Genomic DNA, 23,624 nt, shown 5'->3' with positions numbered 1-23,624 from the left:
GCAAAATAATTAAAAAAATGAACCTAAAAATTTTGGAATATAACATAGAATGTTCTACGTGTACCGTTACACCGGGTACGGCTAAAGGACAGTTCACATTAACTGCTACTTCGGCAAATTGTGCAGCTACCTCTACAAGTTTGACATTCAATGTAAAACCAGCTACTCCTATATTTACGGCTACTACACCAACTTGTATTGCAAAAGGGACTACACCAGTTACCACAATTGCCGTTGATACTTCAGCAACAGGAACACCAACCACTGGTTATACATGGAACCTGAGTCAAGCTCAAGGCTGGACAATAACTTCTGGGGCAAATACAGCAAATCCAACTTTTAACCCTAACGGTACAACTGCGGGACCTGTTACAGTTAGTGTAAGTCTTACGGTTAACGGCTGTGTAAGCCAATCGGCAAGTATAACAATCTCATATCTTTCAATCACTACTATACCTTCTGCAGCAGGTTTTGACCAATATGTCCTCTCAAACTGTTCTGCTAGCACTCCTCAATGGTATATCAACGGATCTCCATTTGTTCCTTCTGCAACAGCTTTTGCTTTCGGCAACAGTTTATTTTTGGGAGGTAGTGGACCAGCTCCCACATCAGTATGCGCCCAGGTGGATGTTAATGGAACTACTCAAACCGTATGTGCTACTACTTTAGGTACTCATAGTGCAAATAAAATATCAGGAAATACAGAAGATTCATCTGTAGAAGTAATGGCTCAAGAAGTGAAGATATTCCCTAATCCGAATAGCGGGGACTTTGTAATCCGTGTCAATAGCCTGAAAAGTAATGGTATTGCTACAATAGTAGATGCCAGTGGGAGAAAAGTAAAATCACAAACATTAAAACAAGGTGATAATAAAATTAAAATTGAAAAAATAATACGTGGAAATTACTTTGTGGTCTTAGAAATTGATGGAAAACAGGAAGCACGACAGATTATTATTAAATAATCTCACAAAATTTAATATCAGAATGCAGGCAAAAATGCCTGCATTTTTATTTAAAAAGTAAAAATTTACAATTTTTAAGATATGCTAAATATAAAAAATCTATATAAAATATTATTTTTTAATCCCAATTCACATTGCACATATATTGCACGAAAAAATAAAAAACCTTGACAATCAAACGATTATCAAGGTTTTTAAGTACCCCAGACGGGACTTGAACCCGTACGTCCTTGCGGACACAGGATTTTAAGTCCTGCGTGTCTACCAATTCCACCACCAGGGCATGGTAAAAAAAAAGAAGTTTAAACAAACTTCTTTTTTTGGAGCGAAAAACGGGGCTCGAACCCGCGACCTCAACCTTGGCAAGGTTGCGCTCTACCAGCTGAGCTATTTTCGCAAAAAAAATTTCTAATTGCTTAGAAATTTTATAGTAGTGCGGATGAAGGGACTCGAACCCCCACGCCGTGAAGCACCAGATCCTAAGTCTGGCGTGGCTACCAATTACACCACATCCGCATTATTTATGAACTCCTATTCCTTTGTTTTGGTGAGTGCAAATATAGAGGCTTTTTCTATTCCTACAAAATATTTCGCCACTTTTTTTTAATTTTTTTTGAACTGCCGATATTTGATTATCATCAATAGTTTTTATTACCTTTACAGCCTAAAATATTTTCGAGCTATGGAATTAACAGGAACAATTAAGAAAATTTCTGATTTACAAACCTTTAACAGTGGATTTCAAAAAAAAGAGATGGTTCTTTTAACTGAAGAACAATATCCTCAACCAATCAATATAGAATTTTTGTCAGAAAAAGTGGACCTGCTTAATCAACATAAAGTAGGGGACAAAGTAAAGGTTTTCATCAACATTAGAGGCAGAGAGTGGACAAACCCACAGGGAGAAGTGAAATATTTCAATTCTATCACTGCATGGAGAATGGAAAAAGATGCAGGAAGTGATTTTAACGAGCCTACACAAGCAGCTCCATCACAAAACGCACCTGCTGCCGAAAACAAAAATGTTTTTGCAGAGGATGAAGATGATGATTTGCCATTCTAAAATTCTAAATGAATAATAATCTCATACAATCCCTGCTTTTGTAAAATGGCAGGGATTTTTTCTATTTATGATTCAGCTTGACCCCCATGACATATCTTTTCCTGATCCTGCCCAGTATGATCCAGAGGACGGCCTGATGGCTTTTGGTGGTGACCTAAGTCCTGAACGGCTGTGGTTTGCTTACCAGTTGGGATTATTCCCTTGGTACAATGAGGGTGAAGAGATCCTATGGTGGTGTCCTGATCCGAGATTTGTCCTTTACCCTTCTGAGATTAAAGTCTCTAAATCTATGAAGAAGATTTTGCGGGACAATGTTTTTGATTTTACAGAAGACCAGTGTTTTGAAGAAGTTATGCGCAACTGCAAATCTACAGAGCGAAAAGGACAGGCAGGCACTTGGATTAATGAGGATCTGATACAGTCTTTTATCACATTACATCAGCATGGCAAAGCCAAAAGTTTTGAAGTTTGGCAAAACGGAGAACTTGTTGGTGGCTTCTACGGCGTTCTTGTAGGGCAAGTCTTCTGCGGCGAAAGTATGTTTTCAAAAGTATCCAATGCATCAAAAGCCGGATTTATCCATTTTTCCAAAATCTATGAAAGCCAATGGGAGATCATCGACTGTCAAATCTATTCTGAGCATCTTGAAAGCCTGGGTGCGAAAATGATCCCAAAACAAGACTACCTTAATATACTTAGTCAGCAGATCTTATAAATACATAAAATAAAAATGATTTCTCATGATTTGTGACAACCTTAATCTGGGGATCATCCTTTATCCTGATAAAAATTGCTGAAATATTTTTATCACTGTAAAATACCAATCCTTATAGATAAATACATTCAAAAACGATTGATGCCTAAATTCTTTAATCAATATACAGATGAAATTTTTATCTTTTTTTTAGAATTACCAGTTAATATTGAAACCGTAAAGAAAGATTCGCAGGATCAACTACTTTTGATATATGAAAATCCCGGCATGCCCTCACCATGCTGACCTACCAAATTTTTTTTATGTTCAGAAAAGTTATTATTGCCGAAGATTATGAAAGCTCCAACATCTCTGTACAAAAGATTGTTGAAGACCTTAACATAGCCGAATCCAAATTTGTAAGCTATTGCGATGATGCGCTTACTTGGATCAAAGTAGCACTAGCAAACAGTAATCCGTACGAATTACTGATAACAGACTTATCCTTTGATGAAGATCACCGGAAACAGGATATAAACACCGGTCAGAAATTGATAGATGCTGTAAGAAAAGTGCAACCGGATATAAAAATATTAGTATTTTCTGTAGAGAAAAAGGAGGCCATCATTGAGAAGTTGTTTAAAGAACAACACATTGATGCTTATGTAAAAAAAGGTCGGGATGATGTGCGGGACTTAAAAAAAGCCATACACAAGGTTTTTAATGATCATCATTATCTTTCTGCAGGAATCTCGATTGAGGGCAATAAAAACAATGCTTTTGAATTCACCGAATATGATACAATGTTAATTTCCCTTCTTGCCAATGGAGAACTTGTAAAAAACATTCCGGATCATCTAAAAACACACCAATTAAAACCCAATAGTATAAGTGCTGTAGAAAAAAGACTAAAAGAGATTAAAACCAACCTGAACCTCAACAGTAACGAGCAATTGATCGCAATTAGCAAAGATTTTGGTATTATATAAAAAAAGCCCCGCAAGATTGCAGGGCTTTATCACTATTTCTTTTTTGCCTTTATTTTCTTAACCTCTTCCTTGATGAAAGGGTATTTTTTCTGCATATCCTGGCTGAGGGAAGGATCCATGTCCAAAGCTTTTTCTAACAACCGAATACCTTCAGCATTATTTTTCAGGTTAAAATAACAGTTGCTTTGCTGATAATATAATTCTGCGCGCGGATGTGCCTGCAAAGCTTTATCAAGAACTTCAAGTGCCTCTTCGTACTCGCCAATCAGCATCAATACTTCTGAATAAGCATACCAATTATAGAACCTGCTAGGTTCTGATTCTGTAAGTTTTTTGAGGCAAGTAAGGCTTTCTTCATATTCGCCACAGCTTATGTAAAGAAAAGCAAGACGTTTCTGATACTCTAGGTTACCTTCGTTAAGGGTGACAGCCTCAATGGCAAAATGAAGTGCCTCTTTGGGATTACCCATCTCCTCATAAATCTGCGACTGCTCTATCATAGCGAGATAAAACTGTGGATCTTCCCGCAATGACTTCTGGAACGATGTTAATGCCTGCACAGGTTTGCCCGCTTCTTTGTAACAAAGACCGATTTTATAAAACGTAAATGCTTTGGTATATTCCAATTCCAGCATTTCTTCGTAAACTTCAATGGCTTTCTCCCATTGTCCCATAGCCTCATAACAAGCTGCTTTGTTAGCATAAACACCTACAGCGCCAGAATTGATAGCAAGAAGATAATCAAAACCTTTGATGGCTTCTTCGTGGTTTTTTTTATTAAAAAAGAATTGGCCATACTCATACCATGCTGTTTCCGAAAACGGGAAACGGTCAATATATTGATTCAGAAAATCAAGGGCTTCCTGTGGACGGTTGAGTTTATGATAGCACAACATCACGTTTTCTAAAGAGTAATCGTCATACGGATCATGCTCCAGAGCGGCGGTATAATGTTTCAAAGCATTAAAAGGATCATCAAGATTCACAAACTCATCCGCGATGAAGTTGTGCAAGAAGTTCTCTTCCTCCTCCAGCTTTAGAGCCTGCTCACAATATTCGATTGATTTTTTCGGATTACCAAGGTTAGAATAATACTTGGCGCAACATACCAGAAAATCTGTATCTTCTAGAGAAGCAAGGTGCAACTCATCAATAAGCTCTTTGGCTTTTGTATAACGTTCCAGCTCCAGGAAAACCTCCAGCTGTTTCGTTTTGATTTCCAGAGAATTGGGATGTATTTTCAGAGCATGGTTTACAGCCAACTCTGCATAACTAAAGTCTCCCAACTCCAGGTAATAGATGATAATGTCGATATATTCTTCTGTATCAAAATATAATTCTTCATTATTCTCTATCATATCTTCGAACTTTTTAGCAAGTTCGTTTTCAAAAAATTCTTCCAATAGGTATAATTTAGATTTGAGATTTAGCTCCGCTCAGTTAGGCAAAACTGCCTGAGTGAGGTCTGTAAATCAATTACAATTAGCCGGTTCTTAAATCTTATGTATAAAGTTAATTAAAATTAATTGGATAATAAATCATCCGCAATAGATAATTTATTAACATTAATCTTTTTTCTGTTCTGTATAAATGGTAGTCAAAAACATACCAAATGATTTTTCCAGGCCTGTAATATCTCCGGATTTGAGGTTGATACCGCCGTAGATACTGTCATTACTACGAATCCTAAAATCTGTCAAAGAAAAATACAGTGCAGGCTGGCTGTCTTTAGCTGACAGTTTTACCGATGAACCTAATAATTTTCTTGTAGAAACTGTCAAAACTTCCTGATCTTTAAGGGGCAATCTTAAGAAGTTTCTTGGTTCTATAACTGTTGTTTTGTTATTAATATTAATCTTCTGATTCTTGTCAGACGCCGCAACAAGGTACGCAACATTTTCCTCGTTATCAATATCGTCTGCCTTGGTATAATACAAATTGAGGATGTAATAAGCAGGATTAAAAGGCTGAACGTTGCCCTCTACAGTCTCAATTGGTTTGAGTGAAAAAGTATTGGCCCCTACTTGCTTTGCCTTTTTATAAACCTCGCCAAAAACCTTAACGTCATCTGGTGAAAACCCATTAACAAGGATTTCTCCAAGATATTCTGACTTGGAAGGCTCTGTAATCCTGTAGAAAAATTTATCCTTGTTATTATTGATTTTATCAACTTTATTAAGAATTATGGTCTGCAGGTAAAACCATTGGGCACAAAACGCAAAAAGGATCAAAAATAGTTTACGCATCTTCTGTTTTTAGGATTTCTATACAGTCTCTAAGGCTGTTTTCCCAATATTTGGGTTCTATGTGATAATCTTTTTCAATCTTGTCAAGAGACATAGTACTTCTTTTAGGTCGCTTGGCAGGTGTTGGAAACTCTTTTATTGTAATGGATTTCAGTTTTACGGCAGAACTAGAAAATTCCTTAATCTTGCTGGCAAAATCAAACCATGTTGTCTCCGGATAATTGGAAAAATGATAGATCCCAAATGTCTTTTTCGGGAAATTGATCACATTCATTATTGCTTCCGCCAGGTCGTTGGCATTGGTTGGCTGTCCAAACTGATCACCAACAATCCCCAATTCATCTTTCACTTCAAACAAATGGAGCATAGTTTTAACAAAATTCTTATTAAACTCCGAATAAAGCCAAGATGTTCTGAGAATCACTGTCTCTGGATTATTCTCTAACGCCAGTTCTTCGCCCTGTCTTTTGGACGTGCCATAAACGCCGATTGGATTTGTAAAATCATCTTCGGAATAGCTGAGATTGGTTTCTCCGTCAAAAACATAATCTGTAGAAACATGGATGAGTACCGCATTATGATCTTTACAGACAGCAGCCAGATTACCTACCGCATCTGCATTTACTGCAAATGCTTTTTCGATTTCTTTTTCGGCCAAATCAACGGCAGTATAAGCAGAAGCGTTAATCACATAATCGGGCTGATATTCTTCAAAGACCTTATCTACCTGAGCATAGTTTGTAATATCAAGCGCAGCAGATCCCGTGAAGTTAAAATCAAACTCGTTATGGTATTGGGGTGCCAGTTTTTGCAAACAATGCCCCAACTGGCCATTTCCACCGATTACCAAAATTCTTTTCATAAATACTTATTTAATTTTGTTGTGCTGCCTAAAATAGACTATGCGATCTTTAAATTGTTTTTGGTCAATCTCAACCAAAAAATGTCTGAATTTATCCAATGTCTCCTCCGGCATTTTTTCTGCCCTTCGTGTTTTCATATTAAAGTAAATGACTGTGAGCCAAAATACCGCATTTACAACGCCATTCTCATCTTTCATCAGCAATTCTACTACAGCGGTAAGATCATCCACAGCAATCGTTTTACTTGTAATCTCCACTTTTGAGTTGTAACGAACTTCCTTTAAATAAGCAATTTCATTTTGGATGGTTACCCAGGTACATCCTGTTTCGCGGGTATATTGCTCATAGGTAAAACCATAATTCTGCTCTACATGATCTTCCCTAGCATTGAGCATATATTCCAAATATTTGACATTATTTAGGTGTCCAATAGGGTCACAGTCTGCAAAGCGTATTTTGACGGTGGATGAAAATTCTTTTACCATGGTACAAAAATAAAAAAACCGCTCCGATAAAGAGCGGTTTTATGATTTATTAAGATAAAATACTTATTTCAATCCTAATTCCTTTTTAACAGCTGGCGTAGCATCTGTTCCTGCTTTGTAAACCAATGCCGGGCTAGACGCATCAAATACATACTCGTAACCTGCAGCTTTAGAAACTTTTGTAATAGCTTCGTTGATTTTTTTCTCGATTGGATCTAATCCTGCATCTCTTTTTTCTGCGATATCCTTTTGAGCAGCAGCATACAACTGTTGTAGATTATCCTGAAGTTTTTGAACTTCTTGGCTTCTTTGCTCATTGATAGCTTGAGTCTGTTTAGGCGCTTCGTCTTGGTATTTTTTCATCAAATCCTGAAGAGATTTGCCTTGTTTTTCTAGCTCAGTCTGTTTTGCTGTTTGCAAAGTTTGTAATTGCTGATCCAATGCCTTCATCTCTGGCATAGATTTAAAAATTGAACTTACATCTACAGAAGCTAATTTCTGAGCATTTGCAAATCCTGTGGCAAAAACCATTACAACAGCTACTAATAATACATTTAATTTGTTCATTTTAAAAATTGATGTTTATATATTTATAATTAATTCTACTTTGTTTTCATCTCTTTGGCCTCAAGAGAACCTCTTCTTTGCATTCTGTCTTTAGACGACCTTATTTCACTATTTCTATTACCTGGTGCTAGGTTACCCTTACTTTCCTCGGTCTTCGGAGTACTTTTACCCAGAAGGTTGAGAACAGCATCTGTATAATCATATCGTTTATCAAGAAAGATTACGCTTATGTTATTACTTTTATCAAGAACTATGCCCAGGTTATTCTTTGTAGAAACGGTTTTTATAGCATTCCAGATCTGATCTTGATAAGGTTTTGTAAGGTTTGATCTTAACTGATTAACCTCACCATTTGTCCCAAATCTTGCACCAATTGTGTTCTGGATATTAGCCTCCATATCTACAATCTCCTTCTCTCTAAGTTTTAGCTGGTCTCCTACCAATAGTACCTTTTCATTTTCAAATGCTTGCTTTTTTCTCTCATATTCGGCCTGCAACTTTTGAAGATCAGATTGCCATTGCGATATTTGGGAGTTGAGCCTGTTCTCTGCATCTTTATACTGTGGCAATTTGCTTAATACATAATTGGTATCTACAACACCTATCTTTTGTGCGCTGACCTGAGAAATCGAAAAAAGTATGGCGGTTACTAAAACTATTTTTTTCATCTGTCAAAAGTAAAAAAAATTATTTTACAATGGCTGATTCATCAAGAAGTGTGTCTGCCATCCGGATGGTTGCGTGCCTCCTAGAGTTTTATCAAATCCATAAGCAAAGTCAAATCCTATTAATCCAAAAGCTGACATAGATACTCTGATACCAATACCAGCAGATCTTTTTAGCCTGAAAGGATTATAAGTTCCAAAGCTGTTCCATGCATTACCGGCTTCCACAAAAGTTAAAGCAAATATCTTCGCGGTCTGATTCATAGAAATTGGATATCTTAACTCCGCTGCAAACCTGTTATAGATAGTTGCCCCACCGTAAGGTGTAATATCGTAAGTAGAGTTGGGACTAAATCCTGTAGATGAAGCATTCTCATAACCTCTTAAAGGCACAAGCTCTCTACCATCAAATCTACCATTGAATAATCCAACGCCACCTACATAATATCTCTCAAATGGTGGCGGACCTAGTTCTTTACTATAACCGTTAAGGAATCCCATCTCGCCTGTAGTTCTAAGTACCAGTTTACCAACAACCTCATTATAGAAGTCCGCTTTTAATTTCACTTTATAAAACTCCATCCACTTGTACTTGTCTAGCGTACTCATTGTAGAATAATCTTTGTTACTGAACCAAGAATATGGTGGTGTAAACTTGACCGAAGCTTCAAGATTAGAACCATAGGTTGGGAATACAGGGTCCAAACCTGCAGAGTTTCTGCTAAGACCTATATTGAAACTGAAAGATTTTGTATTACCATAATACTCTAGATTATCTCCAAAATAAAACGGATAGTTGCTAAAGTTATAACTCTGGAACTGGATGCCCGTATACAAGGAGAAATAATCGTCCGGCCATCTCAACAGTCTTGTAAGACCTGCATTGGCCGAAAAAATATTCATACGTTGTGCTCCTGTAGTATAATTATAGTTAACTCTTGAGTAATTAAGTCCTACGCTTAGAGCTGTTGGCCGTGTACCAAATACCCAAGGCTCTGTAAAAGACACCCCATAGTTGGTAAAGTATTGCCCAGCCTGTGCCTGTAAAGACAATGTTTGACCATCACCCTGTGGCACTGGTTTGAAATCCTTAAACTTCAAGAAGTTTCTCAATGAGAAGTTGTTGAAGGTTAATCCCAGTGTTCCAATGAATGAACCACCACCGTAACCGGCCTGAAGCTGTACCTGAGAGGATCCTTTCTCAACCAATGTCCAGTGCATATTAACCGTATTATCCTGAGGATTTGGTTTTACATCCGTCCCAATCTGCTGTGGATCGAAAAACTGCATCCCTGCTAACTCAAAATAGGTTCTTTTGATATCTGATTTCGCAAACAATGCTCCTGGTTTCGTTCTAAGAGCTCTTAGGATTACATGGTCATGTGTGGTCGTATTACCAGACCAGGTTACACGGTTCCATGTTGCTTTTTCGCCTTCGTTAATTCTTATTTCGATATTAATAGAGTCCCCTTTCACAGATTTTTCAATCGGCGTAACATTGGAGAAAAGGAAACCATTATCCATATAAACCGACTTGATATCTGAGTTATCGTCTTTACCGCCATCTTCACCAACTTTTTTATTGAATCCTACCGCATCATATATATCACCAGTTTTGTAACCTAATACTTTTTGTAAGAACTCGGTAGTGAAGGTTGTATTTCCTACAAAATTAATATCACCAATGTAATATTTTTTACCTTCATTAAGTTTAACATTGATATTATAACCTTTATCATTTCTCGTGACAGAATCAGAAACGATGGTAGCATCCCGGAAACCTAATGAATTATAATAATTAATCAGTTTACGCTTATCCTCATCATATTTGTCTTGTACAAATTTTGAAGGCTTAAGGATGCCTAGCAAAAATCTTTTCTGCTTGGTATCTTTAAACCCATTTTTTCTCAGTTTTCTGCTGGAAACATTTTCGTTACCCTCAAAGGTGATTTTATCAATCTTTACCTTTTTTCCTTTTTCCACCTCTATGGTCCAATCCACCAGATTAGGATCTGTAGCATTAGCCTTTTCATCAATTTTGATTTTGGCATCCGCAAATCCTTTTGCAATGTACTCCTGCGGAATCTTGTTCTGAAGGCTGGATACCAAATTGTTATTAATCTTGGTTCCCGGCTTCAGGTTATTATCTTTAATCAGCTTTTCGTTCTTGGATTTACCAATACCACGGCCTGTGAACTTGATCTCCCCAAGCTCTTTAAGATCCTGCAGCTGGAACTGTAAAACAACATTCTGCCCTTCTACATCCTGCACATAAACTTCTACCTTGGAGAAAGATTGGGTCTCCCAAAGCTTTTTCACGGCAGAACTTACTCTTTGGCCAGGAATTTCTAACTTCTCTCCTTTCACAAGACCTGTAAAACGCAAAATTTGAGCTGGTGTATATCTTTTGACACCGTCTACAACGATATCCTTCAGAACGTACTCTTGGTTTTGCTTTCCTACAAGTTCTGTGTTTTCTGCATTGTTACCCTGTGGAACAACCTGCGCGTGAAAATACACCGAGGCGGTTAACAAAATAATGGGTATAAATCTTAATTTCATTCTTATTGAAGTTGTCTCTTTTCTAATATAATTTTACGAAAGCTGCTCGCTTGTCATCCCGTATCTTCTCTCCTTGTTCTGATAATCTATAATGCAACGGAAAAAAGTTTCCTTGGAAAAATCCGGCCATAGCACATCCAAAAACTGTAGTTCTGCATAAGCAATCTGCCAAAGCAAAAAATTACTGATGCGTACCTCCCCACTAGTTCTTATCATAAGGTCAACAGCAGGAAAATCCCTGGTATAAAGATGATTTTCAAACACCTTTTCATTAATATCTTCCACATCCAATTTACCACTCTTTACTTCCCGCGAAATATCCTTCACCGCCTTTAGGATCTCTTTTTGGGAACCATAATTAAGCGCCAGTATCAGATTTCCTTTGCTATTATTCTTGGTCAATTCTATAACATTAAGGAGCTGATCTTTTACCAGTTCAGGTAGTTGACTTACATCACCTATAACATGCATCCTCAGGCCTTTTGTAAAAATTTCTTCTGCTTCCAGAAGCAACGTTTCCGATAAAAGGCTCATCAATGTATCTACTTCATCCTGCGGTCTGTTCCAGTTTTCTGATGAAAAAGTGTAAAGCGTGAGGTATGGGATATGAATCTCGTTACAGGCATTGATGACATTGCGAACCGCATTGATCGCATTCCTGTGACCAAAAGTTCTCTCCTCGCCTCTGGATTTTGCCCACCGCCCGTTGCCATCCATAATTACAGCAACATGCTGAGGCAATTTATCCTTGTTGATTAACTTTTTTAACTCTTCCTGCATGATTCTATTTACAATAACAAGGTGGTCTGCCAAAGGCATAAGATAATATAATGGTTGCAGAATTGATCCAATCTTTGGAATTAAGATTGCCAACATTGCGCTGTCTTAGAAATTGCTGAACAATCATATCTGTATCCTCTTTATCAAGGTTAGATTTTACCCTCACATCCTTTTCTTTAATTTCACTATAATCTACCTGATTTGAGAATGTTGGCCTGAATGTAAATTCGCCGGACAATGCCCAGTTATAGTTAAATTTATACTTAAGACCAATACCAAAAGGTATGGCCATCGTCATCTTTTTATTAGACTTATAATTGATCTCCACATCGTTGAGAGATTCTATATTAAGATTTGCAGATACACCATCCATGTAAAGACCTGATATCCCTGCAAAAATATAAGGACTCAACATACTTTTTTGCTCATTATTAACCGGCAAAAAATTATATTCAAAAAGGACATCCGCCGACAAAACCGAGTTGGTACCGTAAAGTTGTCTATTTCTGCGATACTGTTCAGTAGCCAAATGGTCATCAAACTGAATATGATTAATCCCAAAATTAAAACGAACCGTCTGATAAGGGTTAAAATTCATTCGGTACATTATGCCGCCATAAAACGGCAGTCCAAAATCCGACACATTCCCAATAGGCTTCTGAAGCACATAATTGGTTCTTCCGATATCGCCCACCAGATTACTCATCCCCAGTTGCACTCCTATCTCATGCTTCTGTGCCTTAAAAAAAGCCAGAGAACAAAAAATAGCAACAAGGATAAGACTAAGATCTTTCTTCATTTTCAATATGCGGAAATGTCTATTATTCAAAAATTTGGTGCAAATATAAAACATTTTTAGATTAAGGAACTTCTTAAAGTTTAGTTAAATAAAAAGAAAAAAGTATAATTTATTGTTATAAAACGAACATATTATTAAAATAGTCTGTAAAAAAATAAAAGCCTTGGCAAGGCTTCTATTTTCTGTTAAAGAATGTTCTGATCCTGTTTCTAATTTGGATAATAGTTGGCTCTTTATAATTTTTATCTTCCTCAAAATAGCCGTAACCGTAACCATAGCCATAACCTTGTTTGGCAATATAATCGTTATATACAAGGCCAAGATTGTGTACTTCTTTATTAAAATATTTTTCGGTAATCATGCGAAGCATATATTTCTCTGTGTACTCGTGACGTACAACATATATGGTAGTATCGGCCTTCTTCATCAGTTCAAAAGAATCCGCAACCAAGCCTACCGGGGGTGAATCTATGATAATATACTCATAAGTTTCCTTTAATTTCTCTATAAAGCGCATGTTGTTGTCACTCATTAGCAGTTCCGACGGATTAGGAGGTATTGGCCCAGAGGTGATGACGTCTAATGCAGGAATACTTGTCTTATTAATAATCTCATCTATACCCACCTGCCCGGTAAGATAATTTGAAATACCGTTCTTATTATTAATATTAAAATCCCCAAAAATTTTCGGTTTCCTTAGATCCATTCCCAGTAAAACTGTCTTTTTACCACTAAGTCCCAAAACAGATGCAATATTAATTGAAACGTAAGTTTTCCCTTCACCACTGATAGAAGAGGTGACCAAGATGACTTTACTTGCATCTTCTTCATTAAAAAGAAATCTCAAATTAGCACGAACTGCACGAAAAGCCTCTGCTACAGACGATTTTGGTTCTTGAAGGACGGTTAGGTTATTTTCGTAATTATTACGACCTATTACACCCAACAAAGGAATCCTTGTTACCGAGAGCAACTCCTTCAAATTCCTTATTTTGTTATCTAACAACTCACCAATAGCCAGAAAAACCAGCGGAATCAGCAAAAGCCCCCCCATAATCTGCATCTTGGTTGCGTTAACATTGGGTGCAATGGGTGCCTGCCCCAAGTTTTTGGCTTTATCGATAACGGTAAGGTTACTCTGGTTGGTAGCCACTCGCATCTGAGATTTGGCCTGCTCTGTAAGCAAGGTATTATAAGTGTTTTCAATGATATTATACCCGCGTTGTGCATCCAAAAAAATACGTTGTTTTTCGGGTAGAGTTACCAATTCTTTATCCATTGACGCAATCTGAGCATTGATGTCGGCTAATTTTGTATTATAGCCATCAAAATATTTACGAAGCCCGGATTCCGAACTGTTTTTGGCATCATTCAGCAGACGGTTGATTTCGCGCATCGGTTCAGAATTTGGCGTATAAATCTGCGCCATCTCTCTGCGTTTTGCGTACAAAGCCTTCAGTTCGGAGACTGAAGCATTAAAAGATCCATCCTCTATCCCTGCTGCATTCAGGCTAATCATTTTTTCGATATTATTGGTATAAACCGAATTTTTAATCGAATTGAGTGAGTTGATTTTCGTTATCAATTCTGCCTTTTGGGTATCTAAGTCATTAAGCTTTTGCAAAGTCTTTGAATCGATATTCTCCATATCGTAAAGACGATTGTTGATCTTTAGATTATTAAGAACTACTGCACTGGAATCCAGTTTTTTTCTAATGAGGCTTAGGTTGTCATTCAGGTAGTCCACTGTGTTACGATCTACCGTATTCTGATCCGTCAGCCTTTTTTTGATCAAAACATCCACAGAATTATTAAGGAAATTAACCGTGTTGTTTAGATTATAACCACTTTTTGTAATCATCATTATAGATGACAGTTCTTTATCAAAATCAATACTAAGGCTACCTATTATACTGTTAACAGCCTGATTGATTGGTACTAATGTTACTATAACATTTTCTAGGCCCAAATGGCCAGAGGTAGGATTACTAACCAGTTTAAATTTCAAATTGGGAGACTGGTACCACTCACCTGTGCTAATGATTTTATTTTTTGGCCTTTGATAAGGCGTCACATCTTGGCTAGCCTCCGTCTTGTAATTATAAAGGTAAATTGATTCTCCTTCTTCCGGTAAAACAACTTCGTACTTGTTACCTCCTTTTGGTACAAGGGTAATAGGATAGTTAACCTGCTGAGGATGATTCTTATCAATTTCCAAAAATACAGGACTGTCCTCCTGATCTAAGTAAGTAGATTTAATTAATCCCTTCGTCGTATAATTGGTGATTAAATTTAATTTTTTAACCAAAAACTCATTGTGACTACGAGACAGTAATATTTTTTTGAGATAAACACCATCTTGATTGCCACCCTGTCCCCAAATAAAATTGATAGACTGATTCGGCGTAAAATAGCTGGCAGTATTATTTGATATACTTAACGAAAGCGTAGAAGCGTAAACGCGCTGTGCATAATAACGGCTATACACATAAGATATGCAGTAACCGAGAAACCCCAAAATAACGAACCAATACCAATTTCGGAGAACACGCTGTAAAAAATGGACAGGATCAAAGAAATTGAAAGCTCCTATTTTTTCAGAAGTTTCCACTGCGGTTTTTGCTTTATTTCCGTTTTTATCAGGAATCATTATAGTCTCGTAAGAATTAAATAAATAGACATTACTGTAGTAAGGACAGACACGCCAGTTGTTAAAGTCTGCAACGGTTCTTTGCCAAAGCCATTGATACTCTTCGCATTGGTATTAAGATAGATGATATCCCCATTTTGCAACCAGTAATAAGGCGAATTCATAGCATCTTCGCGCGTGAGATCTAGCCTGGCAGTTTTGATCCCTTCCGGAAATTTTCTGTGGATCATAATATTTTTTCTATCCACTGTCCTGTTAAGACCGCCATTCATAGCAATTGCCTGCATAATGTTGAGCTGCGTCATATACGCCACTTTTTCCCCTGTAATACCAACACTTTCTATATCCCCAAGTATATAGTAGCGAATACCGTCAAGATTAAGTCTCACTTCTGATTTTCCTTGCAAAAAATTCTCATTCACCTTACCCTGTATCTCTTTGGTCATATCATCCAAAGTTCTACCTTCTGCTTTTACGTAACCAATCCCAAAGATATTGACATCACCATTGTTGTCTACCTTTAACCCATTAAAGTAAAATGTAGCATTACCGCCCGATCCCCCGCCACCTTGTTGACCTCCTGCTGACCCCGTCTGTTGACCTCCTCCTGCGGAAGAGGCATTAAGAGATGAATAGAACTGTGCAGCATCACCTTTTGGTGTTGTGACAACATTTAGGCTGAGTATATCACCTTTTGTAACTCTATATTCTGGGACATTATAGGGTACAAGACCTTCTTCGTTAATGGTGAGGCTCTCGCTCGGTTGCAGGTAGCGCACGTCTTTCTGAGAAATACAAGAGGTAATACCCAGTAACGAAAACAATATAATCAGGTTAAATAGATAAGATTTTCTCATCAACAAATTTTTACAAAAATATAATTATTTTAATCTTCTTTTTAATCTAAGCAGAAAAATAGGCAAATAAGCACCCCAAAAACCCAATGTTAGAATCAACAACAATAAAAGGTTGACATTGGTATGCCTTAAAAAATAGGTGACCATAATGATAAAAAGATAGTAGGCAATAATGTAAGCCGTAGATCTTCTGTGACTCAATCCCAAGTTTATGACCTTGTGGTGGATATGATTTCGATCTGCAGAAAGTACAGATTTACCATGATAAATCCTTGTAATAATCACAGTAAGTGTATCAATAATTGGCAAAATCAAAATAGCCACCGCGATTACCGGAGCACTCTGCAAATGATAAAAAATATCGTCCCGTTTCGCTATGAAAATTTCTATAAAAGAAATCCCCGTAAAAGCCAACAAAAAACCTAAAATCATAGAGCCTGTATCTCCCATGAAAATCTTTGACATTCTTTTGTTTGAAAGGTTGTAAATCAAGAAACCAATTGAAGCTGCTATCAAAATTCCACATAAGATGACCAAGGGTGCATTGTTAATCCCAAGACGAAAAAAACTTACCCCGAATAAAGTACTGGTGACTATCGTATAACTGCCAGCGAGTCCATCAATCCCGTCAATTAGATTGAATGCATTAATTAAAATAATAAAAGTGAGCAAACTGAAAATTACACTCACATAATAATTAATCTCATAGACACCAAAAACTCCAAATAGACTTCGTATTCTTACATCAGAACCGATCACCATTAAGCCAGAAACCAGTATCTGAGCCAACAATTTTTTATAAGCCCTAAGAACCATAATGTCATCCATCACGCCAACAAAAAACAGGATGATAAAGGAGGCAAACAGAAATTTGTACCGGTCGAATAACTCATATGCAAAAACCGGCGCACAAACACCAAGAGAAAAAAAGATGGCCACACCTCCCAAATTAGGAATTTTACGCAAGTGAGAACTTCTGGATCCCGGTTCATCCATCAAATTCTTTCTTCGGGAAATCTTGATTATAGTAGGGATAGAAATATACGTAATCATGAAAGAAAAGAAAAAGCCCAAAACCAGCTTAAAATAAAAAAAAGAGATTCCGGTGCCTTGTAAAAAAGTTTCGAAATTTGTCATTTTGTGTTTTTTGGCTGATTTTAATTGACTGTCAGAAATCTGACTATTTTTCTCAGTTTAAGGAACGAAAGGATGTAATAAATTTTTTTTCTAAGAGGCAAAGATAACAGATAATTTTTACCAAACCGCCTATATTGCAATATATCTTTAATTGTTAAGCCATTAGATTTCATAAATAAATCCAATTCATCGCTCATCTTGTTATAAACATTTTCTTCTTTTACAAAGGCCAGATAAGCCAAAAAAGTATAAACCCCTTCTAGGATTTGGAAGTTTTTGATGGCTACTTTGTTTTTTGAAAAACGACTTTCTACGTAAGTGTTAGTAACAGTTTTTACAGCACTTAAAATATCTAAACCGCTTATCGTGTGGCTCTTGCTGATAGAATCCTGCCGCTCAAGATAATGGTAATGGTAACTTGGGGAAAATGCTAAAACCTGACAGTCCAGCAACAGTTGCGGTATTAGTTCTATATCCTCGAAATGAACACCTTTTTTAAATCTCTTATGCAGGAAGAGCTCTTTGCTGAAAATCTTATTACACGCGAAATAAGAAAGATCCGAAAAAACAGAGAGATTCTTATCCAGTTCAATTTTGTCCGGAAAATTAGGTAATTGAGTTAGTTTTTGGATAACATTTCCGTTTTCATCTACCTTCTGAAGGTTGCAAATCGCCATCTGGGCCTGATGTCTCATAACAAGAGTATGCATATCTTCAAACATGTTTGGCGAGACATAATCATCACTATCCACAAATCCAATAAAATCACCTTTTGCCCTGTCGATTCCAAAATTTCGCGCATCGCTCAATCCGCCATTTTCTTTTATGAAGCCAAAAATTTTATCGGGATATTCCTGTTGGAATTTCTCTATAATCGTTTGAGAGCCATCTTTGCTGCCATCATTCACAACAAGGATTTCGATCTCCTGCAAAGTTTGATTGACCAGTGACAGCAGACATTTTTCCAAGTATAACTCAACGTTATAAACCGGAACAATGATTGAAACTTTTATTTCAGAATCCAGACTCATAAGCTTAGTTTCTTGTAAATCTCGGGCTCAGAAACCCTCTTTTGGCTTCATCAAAATCCGAACGTGAGCAAGGGATACAATTATCGATATTTTCATCCTCTCCAAAATACCAAAGATTACTGAAAACATCACGCTTGAAGGCATATTTTTCATCTCCAATCAGAACATAAAAAGTTTCGTAGGATTTTTCTTTCGGGTGGGATCTCTGGATATTAATCCCTTCGACAAGATACCAGACCATCTGGGCTAAAAGCTGATGGTTAAGCTGATTTTCCGAATAAATATTGTAATTAAAAATCCCGACAGACTTCAGTCTTTCACTGAGTCCGATTTCTTTCATATAGGCACAAACCTCGCGCCTGTTGAGCCCGTTTACTTGAGGATTGATGGAAAACGCATCGCCAAAACTTTCTATCGCATCACAGTTGATGGTTACCAGATCGGCCTTTCGGAAAAAAGGTTCCGTTTTCTCTGTAGAATTCATCATCTCCGCGAGCCGGACAATATCAAACTGAACTTCTTTGATAAGTTTTACAGAATCCATCTCGTTTAGGTGTTTTTGATAGCCAAGATGATGATAATTTTTGATAGAGAAATTTTTGGAACCAAGAATTTTGCTCAGGAAGTTTGACTCGTGTATTTCTTCATCCTGCTTTAGCGCCACCACATTGCTTATCTGGGTATAATTGACATCCTGCTGATGAAAATTAAGTGCCGAAAACAAGGAAAAAGCCAAGTCGTTACTACCACCAATGATGACGGGAATAGCATTCTTCTGATGACAAGCCGACAAAACCTCCTGCAAGATATAATGCGTATCCTGAGGTGTTCTGCCGGAAATGAGATCGCCTAAATCTACCACAGGAATCTCAAAATCCAATTGTGATAATTTGTAAAACTCTTTCCGCACACCGTTAAAATCCTGACTTTCTGCATCGCCATCTGCGCCGCGGTAATCTGAAACAAACAGCAGTACAATGCTATCTTCCTTTATTTCATTAATAATTCTACTCCCGATCTGCCATTTTTCGGTTCGGATTTTTCTGGGCGCAATAATAAAGTCTTCGAAATTCATTTTTTAATCTATAGTTTTTACAATAACATCTTTTGGAACTTTTTCAGCAAACTCAGCCAAGTGCTTTCGCAATAGCCCGGCATCTTCTTTTTTTACAGAATAAAAAGAAACCGTTGTACCGCCGGACATATAATTATCCCTAATGGTTAATGTCCCCACTTTTGTAAAATAATCCGGCATCTTTACCCATTCATCAAAAACTAATGCCAACTCAAAATTCTGATTTTTAGCGGTATCATAAATATATTTCTGAAGTACCTTGTTATCGGTAAATTTCCCATGATCGTTTTTCCTGAGCTTTGCGACTTCTATACTACCAAGACCATAGGTGTCCAAAAGATAGATATTATTGAAGTAGGTAATAGCGCCAATGTCGTTGGCAATGACTTTGGAATTGCGATAATATTGGTGAAGGAAATCTGCCAGCTGGATCTGCTGGTCAAAAATATTTTTGGATGCAACGGGCTGGTGTTTCAACATGGTTATAAACCGCATATAAAATGTGATTAACAACAAAAACACCATTGTAAATCTAAGGATTCCCACTCTTGGTTTCTTCTGAAAAACCTCATCACCACATGGCGCAATAGCGAATAAAATAATAACGACCAAGTAAGCCTCATATCTAATTAGCCATCCAAAATTTGCAAATAAAAGATGAACCCCAAAACCACAAAAAACTACGATTTGCAATGCATTGTTAGCAATTTTATCGGTAAGCGATTTTTGATTCTTTGACTTGCTAAACATCTGAATCATTAGAATTAAGATCAAGATCAAAACCGAAATTCCACGATAGGCATTACCGGCAACCCTTGTTACAAAACCAATAAACCCATCATTGGTATTACCTTTCAGAATCAAAGAATTGGGGAGAAAAAACGAACCGTGCTTAACAGAAATTAGCCCATAAATAACTACAGGAGAAATAGCCAACAGGCCTAAAGCTATACTTTTTAGAAATTCTTTTTTTATAAAGAATAGATAAACGCAAATGAAGAAGATAAAGAATAAGCTCTCATACCTAAAACCTGTTGCCATAATGGACAACAATGCCAGAATTGAGAAATTCCGGGGAGAATTATTCTTTAAATATTTTTGAAACCAAAGAAGGACCAAAACCATTGCCAATGCATGAAAAACATGCTCCATTCCCGTCATAATCATTAGATGCAGCGGCATCAAGAAAACAATGGCAGTTAAAAAAACAATGTAAGTAGTTCTGGAAAACGGCTTAAGATATTGATGGAAAATTGCTATCAAAAGAATCCCGGCGAAACTATTGGCAACCAAGGGAAGATATTCCCAATTACCAAAAACCTTAATCAAAACCGCTAATAAAAATGTAAAAAATGGGGAAGATGTAGTAGAAGAAAACTCATACTGTGTAATTCCCCAAACTCCAAAATCCGCAAAATTTTTAGCCATAGAAAGATGAATGTAAGCATCATCCAGAGGATAAATATATTTTCCGGCAAAGTTGGTTACTAATTGAATATTAACAAAAATCAGTAGCCCAACCATTAGTAAAACTGCAAAAAAAGCAATGTTCTTTTTCATCATTTTTATTAAAAACTCCAAAGGAAATTAGTATAAGTATCTGGTGTAAAACGCCCGGCAACACCCTGATATCTCGCAAAAACAAAATAATAAAATATCATGAACGCTACAAAGAAAAGATGCCAAAAACGCTTTTTATTATCATCTAGAGAGGCAATAATATTAGCAATCACCAACGGTGAAAAACTGATATAAACCCCAACCAGTCTAGTTGAAAATACCGGATTATCACGAAAAATAAAGTATAAGCAAACGCCCATAACTAGAATATTTCGAAGGTATTCGTAATACCAAATCTTATTGCAAGCCTGTCGGTTGTAAGTAACCAGCAAAAAAGAATTAACAACCATAATACCATCCATAAAACTGGAAGCCTTGTCCTCATAGCCCACATAGCCATTATAACCATTGGAAACATCCTGTAAGTTTAGACTACCTAAAAAGCTGGCAAACAAATTATAAACATGGAAGGGTGACAAAATAACACTCGCAACAATTAGGTAAAAAATGCGGGAGGAGGTCAAAGGAACCAATACCAGCCAATAGGCCGGGAGAAAGATTATAGCAGATTTGTGAAACCCATAAGCCACATACATTGTTACAAGGAACCAGATCAGCTTCCTGTCTTTGATGAACTGATAAGACAAAAGACACATCGTCATCCCTAATGCCTGACGCATATGTCCACTGTCTGCAATAAAAAAACCAGGAATAAACAACAACAACGCAGAAAAAGCAGGATAAGCAGAATCTTTCTGATAAGTCCACATCTTAATACCAATCGTGATGCAAGCACTAACGAATGTGAAAGACTGGAAAGGACCACCAAACATGAAGACAAACTTATTAAGCATAACGTACATCCACTCAATATCCAGATTTGTAGTGCGGAAGAGCATTTTATCAATGAGCTGAGAAAAATCCAGACTGGGGAAATATACAGCATAAAAAGATCGGTAGACCGGATAATCAGCTCCCACATTACCACGTAAACCCGACAACACAATCATCATAATCGCAATAATCCAAATGGTCAATACAGACTTTTTGGATTCGTTCCTGTACACTTCGTTGAAGCTGAACAAGATCAGGATCGCAAATAGAATGGTAAAAGCTGGGTGAAGGATTGTCATTGATAAGGCTGGCTAAGTAATTATGCTCAAATGTATTAAAAAAGTGTGGTTTTAAAATTTGGATATCTTTAAATATCGAATGCTGATTGTTTATGATTCAGATTAATATCACCAATAAAAATTCCCTATCATTTGCATCCCAAACGTCTGAAAAAGACAGAGATAAAACAGAACTTTGAATTGGTTCGCATCAATATCCTTTAGCAAAATCAAAAAATACGGAACCATAAACAGACAGGCTCTGGCAGTTTCGCCCGTTCCATAGGCACCTGTTATAAGCATAGCCGACAAAGCGGTAATTGCACAAAAAAACAGAATATTGACATTGAAGGTATCAAATGTTTTATTTTCCAGTTTCTTTGAAAATAGTACAGCTAAAAACCCAAAGGATAAAAACAGGAAAATCTCGCAAATGTCCTCCAGTCTTGTCATCAAATATACCAATGGCTGGTGAAATAGGCGGAAACCATCCGGATTCTCCGATTGCGAGGCTAGCAAAAACATCTGCAAATGGTTATATCCTGTAGTCACATAAATTGTTATTAAAACAAGGACAAAAACCACCGCCAGCATCAGGCTCAGCCAAACAAAATTCCATTTTCCTTTCAACAGAAAATAAATACTCAGGCAACCTAAAAATGCAAACAAAAATAATCCGGAAAACGAAAAAAGATTAGTGAGGAGCAATCCCAAAAGCATCAATAGAAACGATGATGAGTCTATCTTTTTGTAGTGGAAAATCCTTGCTAATCCCAACAGAAAAATTAATGTAAACGTAAGGATCAACGCATCAATAGAAACCAAAAGATAAATATTAACAGAAGGGATAATCGCGAATAAAATCGTTATCCACCGCCTTCTGGATTCTTTAAAATCGAGATAATAAAGAATTTTGTAAAACAGAGGAAAAGACAGACAGCCAATCGCAAAAAAAATGACGGCTAATGTTTCTATATTAGTAATATTTAAAATCCAAAAATGTAACAGCGTCACAAACGGCGGATGAGTCTTGGTATGCAGTTGGAAATGCTCCAGATTTTTGGAAAAATCGCGCAACCAAACCTGCCCATCTGTAATGGCAATGGCATCAGTATAATATTGTCGCCCTTTGAGGTAAAATGGCTGCAGAAAGGCAATGTCAAAATTCCCCTGGCTAAGGTTCCCCAATATCACCAACATTGCCACCACCAAAAAAAGAAGGAATAGGTTTAATTTATCAGCATATTTAAAAGCAATAACACCAGAAACCAAAAACAGAAATGCAAACAAAAAACCACTCCACAAAAACTGGTTAGGATAGATCACCGAAATCGGGAAAAGAATACCTGTCCCGGTATATCCACTGTGATTTTGGTAATAAAAATTAGCGCCCGCAATGGCTACCCAAATGAATATTGCTACAAAAAAGATGAGCCACGGAAAGTTTTTTATAGCGTGCCATTGTAATTTTTCTCCCATCAGGATGTGTGTTTTGTAAGAAGTTCCAAAAATATTAAAATTAAT

21 protein-coding genes and 3 tRNA genes are annotated in these 23,624 nt (G+C 36.9%); 4 read left to right on the top strand and 20 right to left on the bottom strand.

What is annotated here, in order from left to right; all coding sequences use genetic code 11:
* Positions 1-965: T9SS type A sorting domain-containing protein (locus AC00Y6_RS05090; protein WP_474489534.1), on the top strand; the 965-nt coding region annotated here is incomplete at its 5' end.
* 199 nt (positions 966-1,164) lie between these two features.
* On the opposite strand, the gene AC00Y6_RS05085 is transcribed toward AC00Y6_RS05090, so the two are convergent.
* The 3 genes from AC00Y6_RS05085 to AC00Y6_RS05075 form a co-directional block, all read right to left on the bottom strand.
* Positions 1,165-1,248, bottom strand: a tRNA-Leu gene (locus AC00Y6_RS05085).
* A 38-nt stretch (positions 1,249-1,286) separates the two neighbouring features.
* Positions 1,287-1,362: transfer RNA gene (locus AC00Y6_RS05080), tRNA-Gly, on the bottom strand.
* Positions 1,363-1,399: 37 nt separating this feature from the next.
* A tRNA-Leu gene (locus AC00Y6_RS05075) sits at positions 1,400-1,481 on the bottom strand.
* 166 nt (positions 1,482-1,647) lie between these two features.
* On the opposite strand from AC00Y6_RS05075, the gene AC00Y6_RS05070 reads away from it, so the two are divergent.
* From AC00Y6_RS05070 to AC00Y6_RS05060, 3 genes are all read left to right on the top strand, one after another.
* Positions 1,648-2,028, top strand: coding sequence for a DUF3127 domain-containing protein (locus tag AC00Y6_RS05070; protein WP_474489533.1), 381 nt, complete (start codon positions 1,648-1,650; stop codon positions 2,026-2,028).
* A 67-nt stretch (positions 2,029-2,095) separates the two neighbouring features.
* The gene (gene aat, locus AC00Y6_RS05065) at positions 2,096-2,743 is read left to right on the top strand and encodes a leucyl/phenylalanyl-tRNA--protein transferase (RefSeq protein ID WP_474489532.1); all 648 of its coding nucleotides are present in this window, start codon (positions 2,096-2,098) and stop codon (positions 2,741-2,743) included.
* 302 nt (positions 2,744-3,045) lie between these two features.
* A complete protein-coding gene (locus AC00Y6_RS05060) occupies positions 3,046-3,711 on the top strand; it encodes a response regulator (protein ID WP_474489531.1) in 666 nt (221 codons plus the stop codon).
* A 32-nt stretch (positions 3,712-3,743) separates the two neighbouring features.
* On the opposite strand, the gene AC00Y6_RS05055 is transcribed toward AC00Y6_RS05060, so the two are convergent.
* The 17 genes from AC00Y6_RS05055 to AC00Y6_RS04975 form a co-directional block, all read right to left on the bottom strand.
* Positions 3,744-5,114, bottom strand: a complete 1,371-nt coding sequence (locus AC00Y6_RS05055; protein WP_474489530.1) for a tetratricopeptide repeat protein — start codon at positions 5,112-5,114, stop codon at positions 3,744-3,746.
* 162 nt (positions 5,115-5,276) lie between these two features.
* A complete protein-coding gene (locus AC00Y6_RS05050; RefSeq protein WP_474489529.1) occupies positions 5,277-5,957 on the bottom strand; it encodes a hypothetical protein in 681 nt (226 codons plus the stop codon).
* Positions 5,950-6,819, bottom strand: a complete 870-nt coding sequence (rfbD, locus tag AC00Y6_RS05045) for a dTDP-4-dehydrorhamnose reductase (RefSeq protein ID WP_474489528.1) — start codon at positions 6,817-6,819, stop codon at positions 5,950-5,952. The genes AC00Y6_RS05050 and rfbD overlap by 8 nt, the downstream gene beginning before the upstream one ends.
* Positions 6,820-6,825: 6 nt before the next feature.
* Positions 6,826-7,305: an acyl-CoA thioesterase gene (locus tag AC00Y6_RS05040; protein ID WP_474489527.1), complete on the bottom strand. Its 480-nt coding sequence runs from the start codon at positions 7,303-7,305 to the stop codon at positions 6,826-6,828.
* Between the two features lie 63 nt (positions 7,306-7,368).
* Entirely contained in the window at positions 7,369-7,872 is a 504-nt protein-coding gene (locus AC00Y6_RS05035; RefSeq protein ID WP_474489526.1) for an OmpH/Skp family outer membrane protein, read from the bottom strand.
* A gap of 35 nt (positions 7,873-7,907) precedes the next feature.
* Complete coding sequence (locus tag AC00Y6_RS05030) at positions 7,908-8,540, bottom strand: OmpH/Skp family outer membrane protein (RefSeq protein WP_474489525.1); 633 nt, start codon at positions 8,538-8,540, stop codon at positions 7,908-7,910.
* Between the two features lie 24 nt (positions 8,541-8,564).
* Positions 8,565-11,099: an outer membrane protein assembly factor BamA gene (bamA, locus tag AC00Y6_RS05025; RefSeq protein ID WP_474489524.1), complete on the bottom strand. Its 2,535-nt coding sequence runs from the start codon at positions 11,097-11,099 to the stop codon at positions 8,565-8,567.
* A gap of 33 nt (positions 11,100-11,132) precedes the next feature.
* The gene (locus tag AC00Y6_RS05020; protein WP_474489523.1) at positions 11,133-11,879 is read right to left on the bottom strand and encodes an isoprenyl transferase; all 747 of its coding nucleotides are present in this window, start codon (positions 11,877-11,879) and stop codon (positions 11,133-11,135) included.
* Between the two features lie 4 nt (positions 11,880-11,883).
* A complete protein-coding gene (gene porG, locus AC00Y6_RS05015; RefSeq protein ID WP_474489522.1) occupies positions 11,884-12,678 on the bottom strand; it encodes a type IX secretion system protein PorG in 795 nt (264 codons plus the stop codon).
* Positions 12,679-12,853: 175 nt separating this feature from the next.
* Positions 12,854-15,328, bottom strand: coding sequence for an exopolysaccharide transport family protein (locus AC00Y6_RS05010; RefSeq protein WP_474489521.1), 2,475 nt, complete (start codon positions 15,326-15,328; stop codon positions 12,854-12,856).
* Positions 15,328-16,185, bottom strand: coding sequence for a polysaccharide biosynthesis/export family protein (locus tag AC00Y6_RS05005; RefSeq protein ID WP_474489520.1), 858 nt, complete (start codon positions 16,183-16,185; stop codon positions 15,328-15,330). Before AC00Y6_RS05005 ends, AC00Y6_RS05010 begins: the two co-directional genes overlap by 1 nt.
* Before the next feature lie 24 nt (positions 16,186-16,209).
* Entirely contained in the window at positions 16,210-17,322 is a 1,113-nt protein-coding gene (locus tag AC00Y6_RS05000) for a glycosyltransferase family 4 protein (protein ID WP_474489519.1), read from the bottom strand.
* Between the two features lie 20 nt (positions 17,323-17,342).
* Complete coding sequence (locus AC00Y6_RS04995; protein WP_474489518.1) at positions 17,343-18,353, bottom strand: glycosyltransferase family 2 protein; 1,011 nt, start codon at positions 18,351-18,353, stop codon at positions 17,343-17,345.
* A 4-nt stretch (positions 18,354-18,357) separates the two neighbouring features.
* On the bottom strand, positions 18,358-19,428 hold the full coding sequence (locus AC00Y6_RS04990) for a formimidoylglutamase (protein WP_474489517.1): 1,071 nt from the start codon (positions 19,426-19,428) through the stop codon (positions 18,358-18,360).
* 3 nt (positions 19,429-19,431) lie between these two features.
* Positions 19,432-20,991 carry a hypothetical protein gene (locus AC00Y6_RS04985; RefSeq protein ID WP_474489516.1) on the bottom strand — a complete coding sequence of 520 codons (1,560 nt, stop codon included), beginning with the start codon at positions 20,989-20,991 and terminating at the stop codon, positions 19,432-19,434.
* A gap of 5 nt (positions 20,992-20,996) precedes the next feature.
* Positions 20,997-22,121, bottom strand: a complete 1,125-nt coding sequence (locus AC00Y6_RS04980) for an EpsG family protein (RefSeq protein WP_474489515.1) — start codon at positions 22,119-22,121, stop codon at positions 20,997-20,999.
* Between the two features lie 108 nt (positions 22,122-22,229).
* Positions 22,230-23,579: a hypothetical protein gene (locus tag AC00Y6_RS04975; protein WP_474489514.1), complete on the bottom strand. Its 1,350-nt coding sequence runs from the start codon at positions 23,577-23,579 to the stop codon at positions 22,230-22,232.
* Positions 23,580-23,624: the final 45 nt, after the last annotated feature.

The sequence above is a fragment of the Epilithonimonas sp. genome (assembly GCF_056329745.1).
This window is presented reverse-complemented; position numbering and strand designations above follow the sequence as displayed.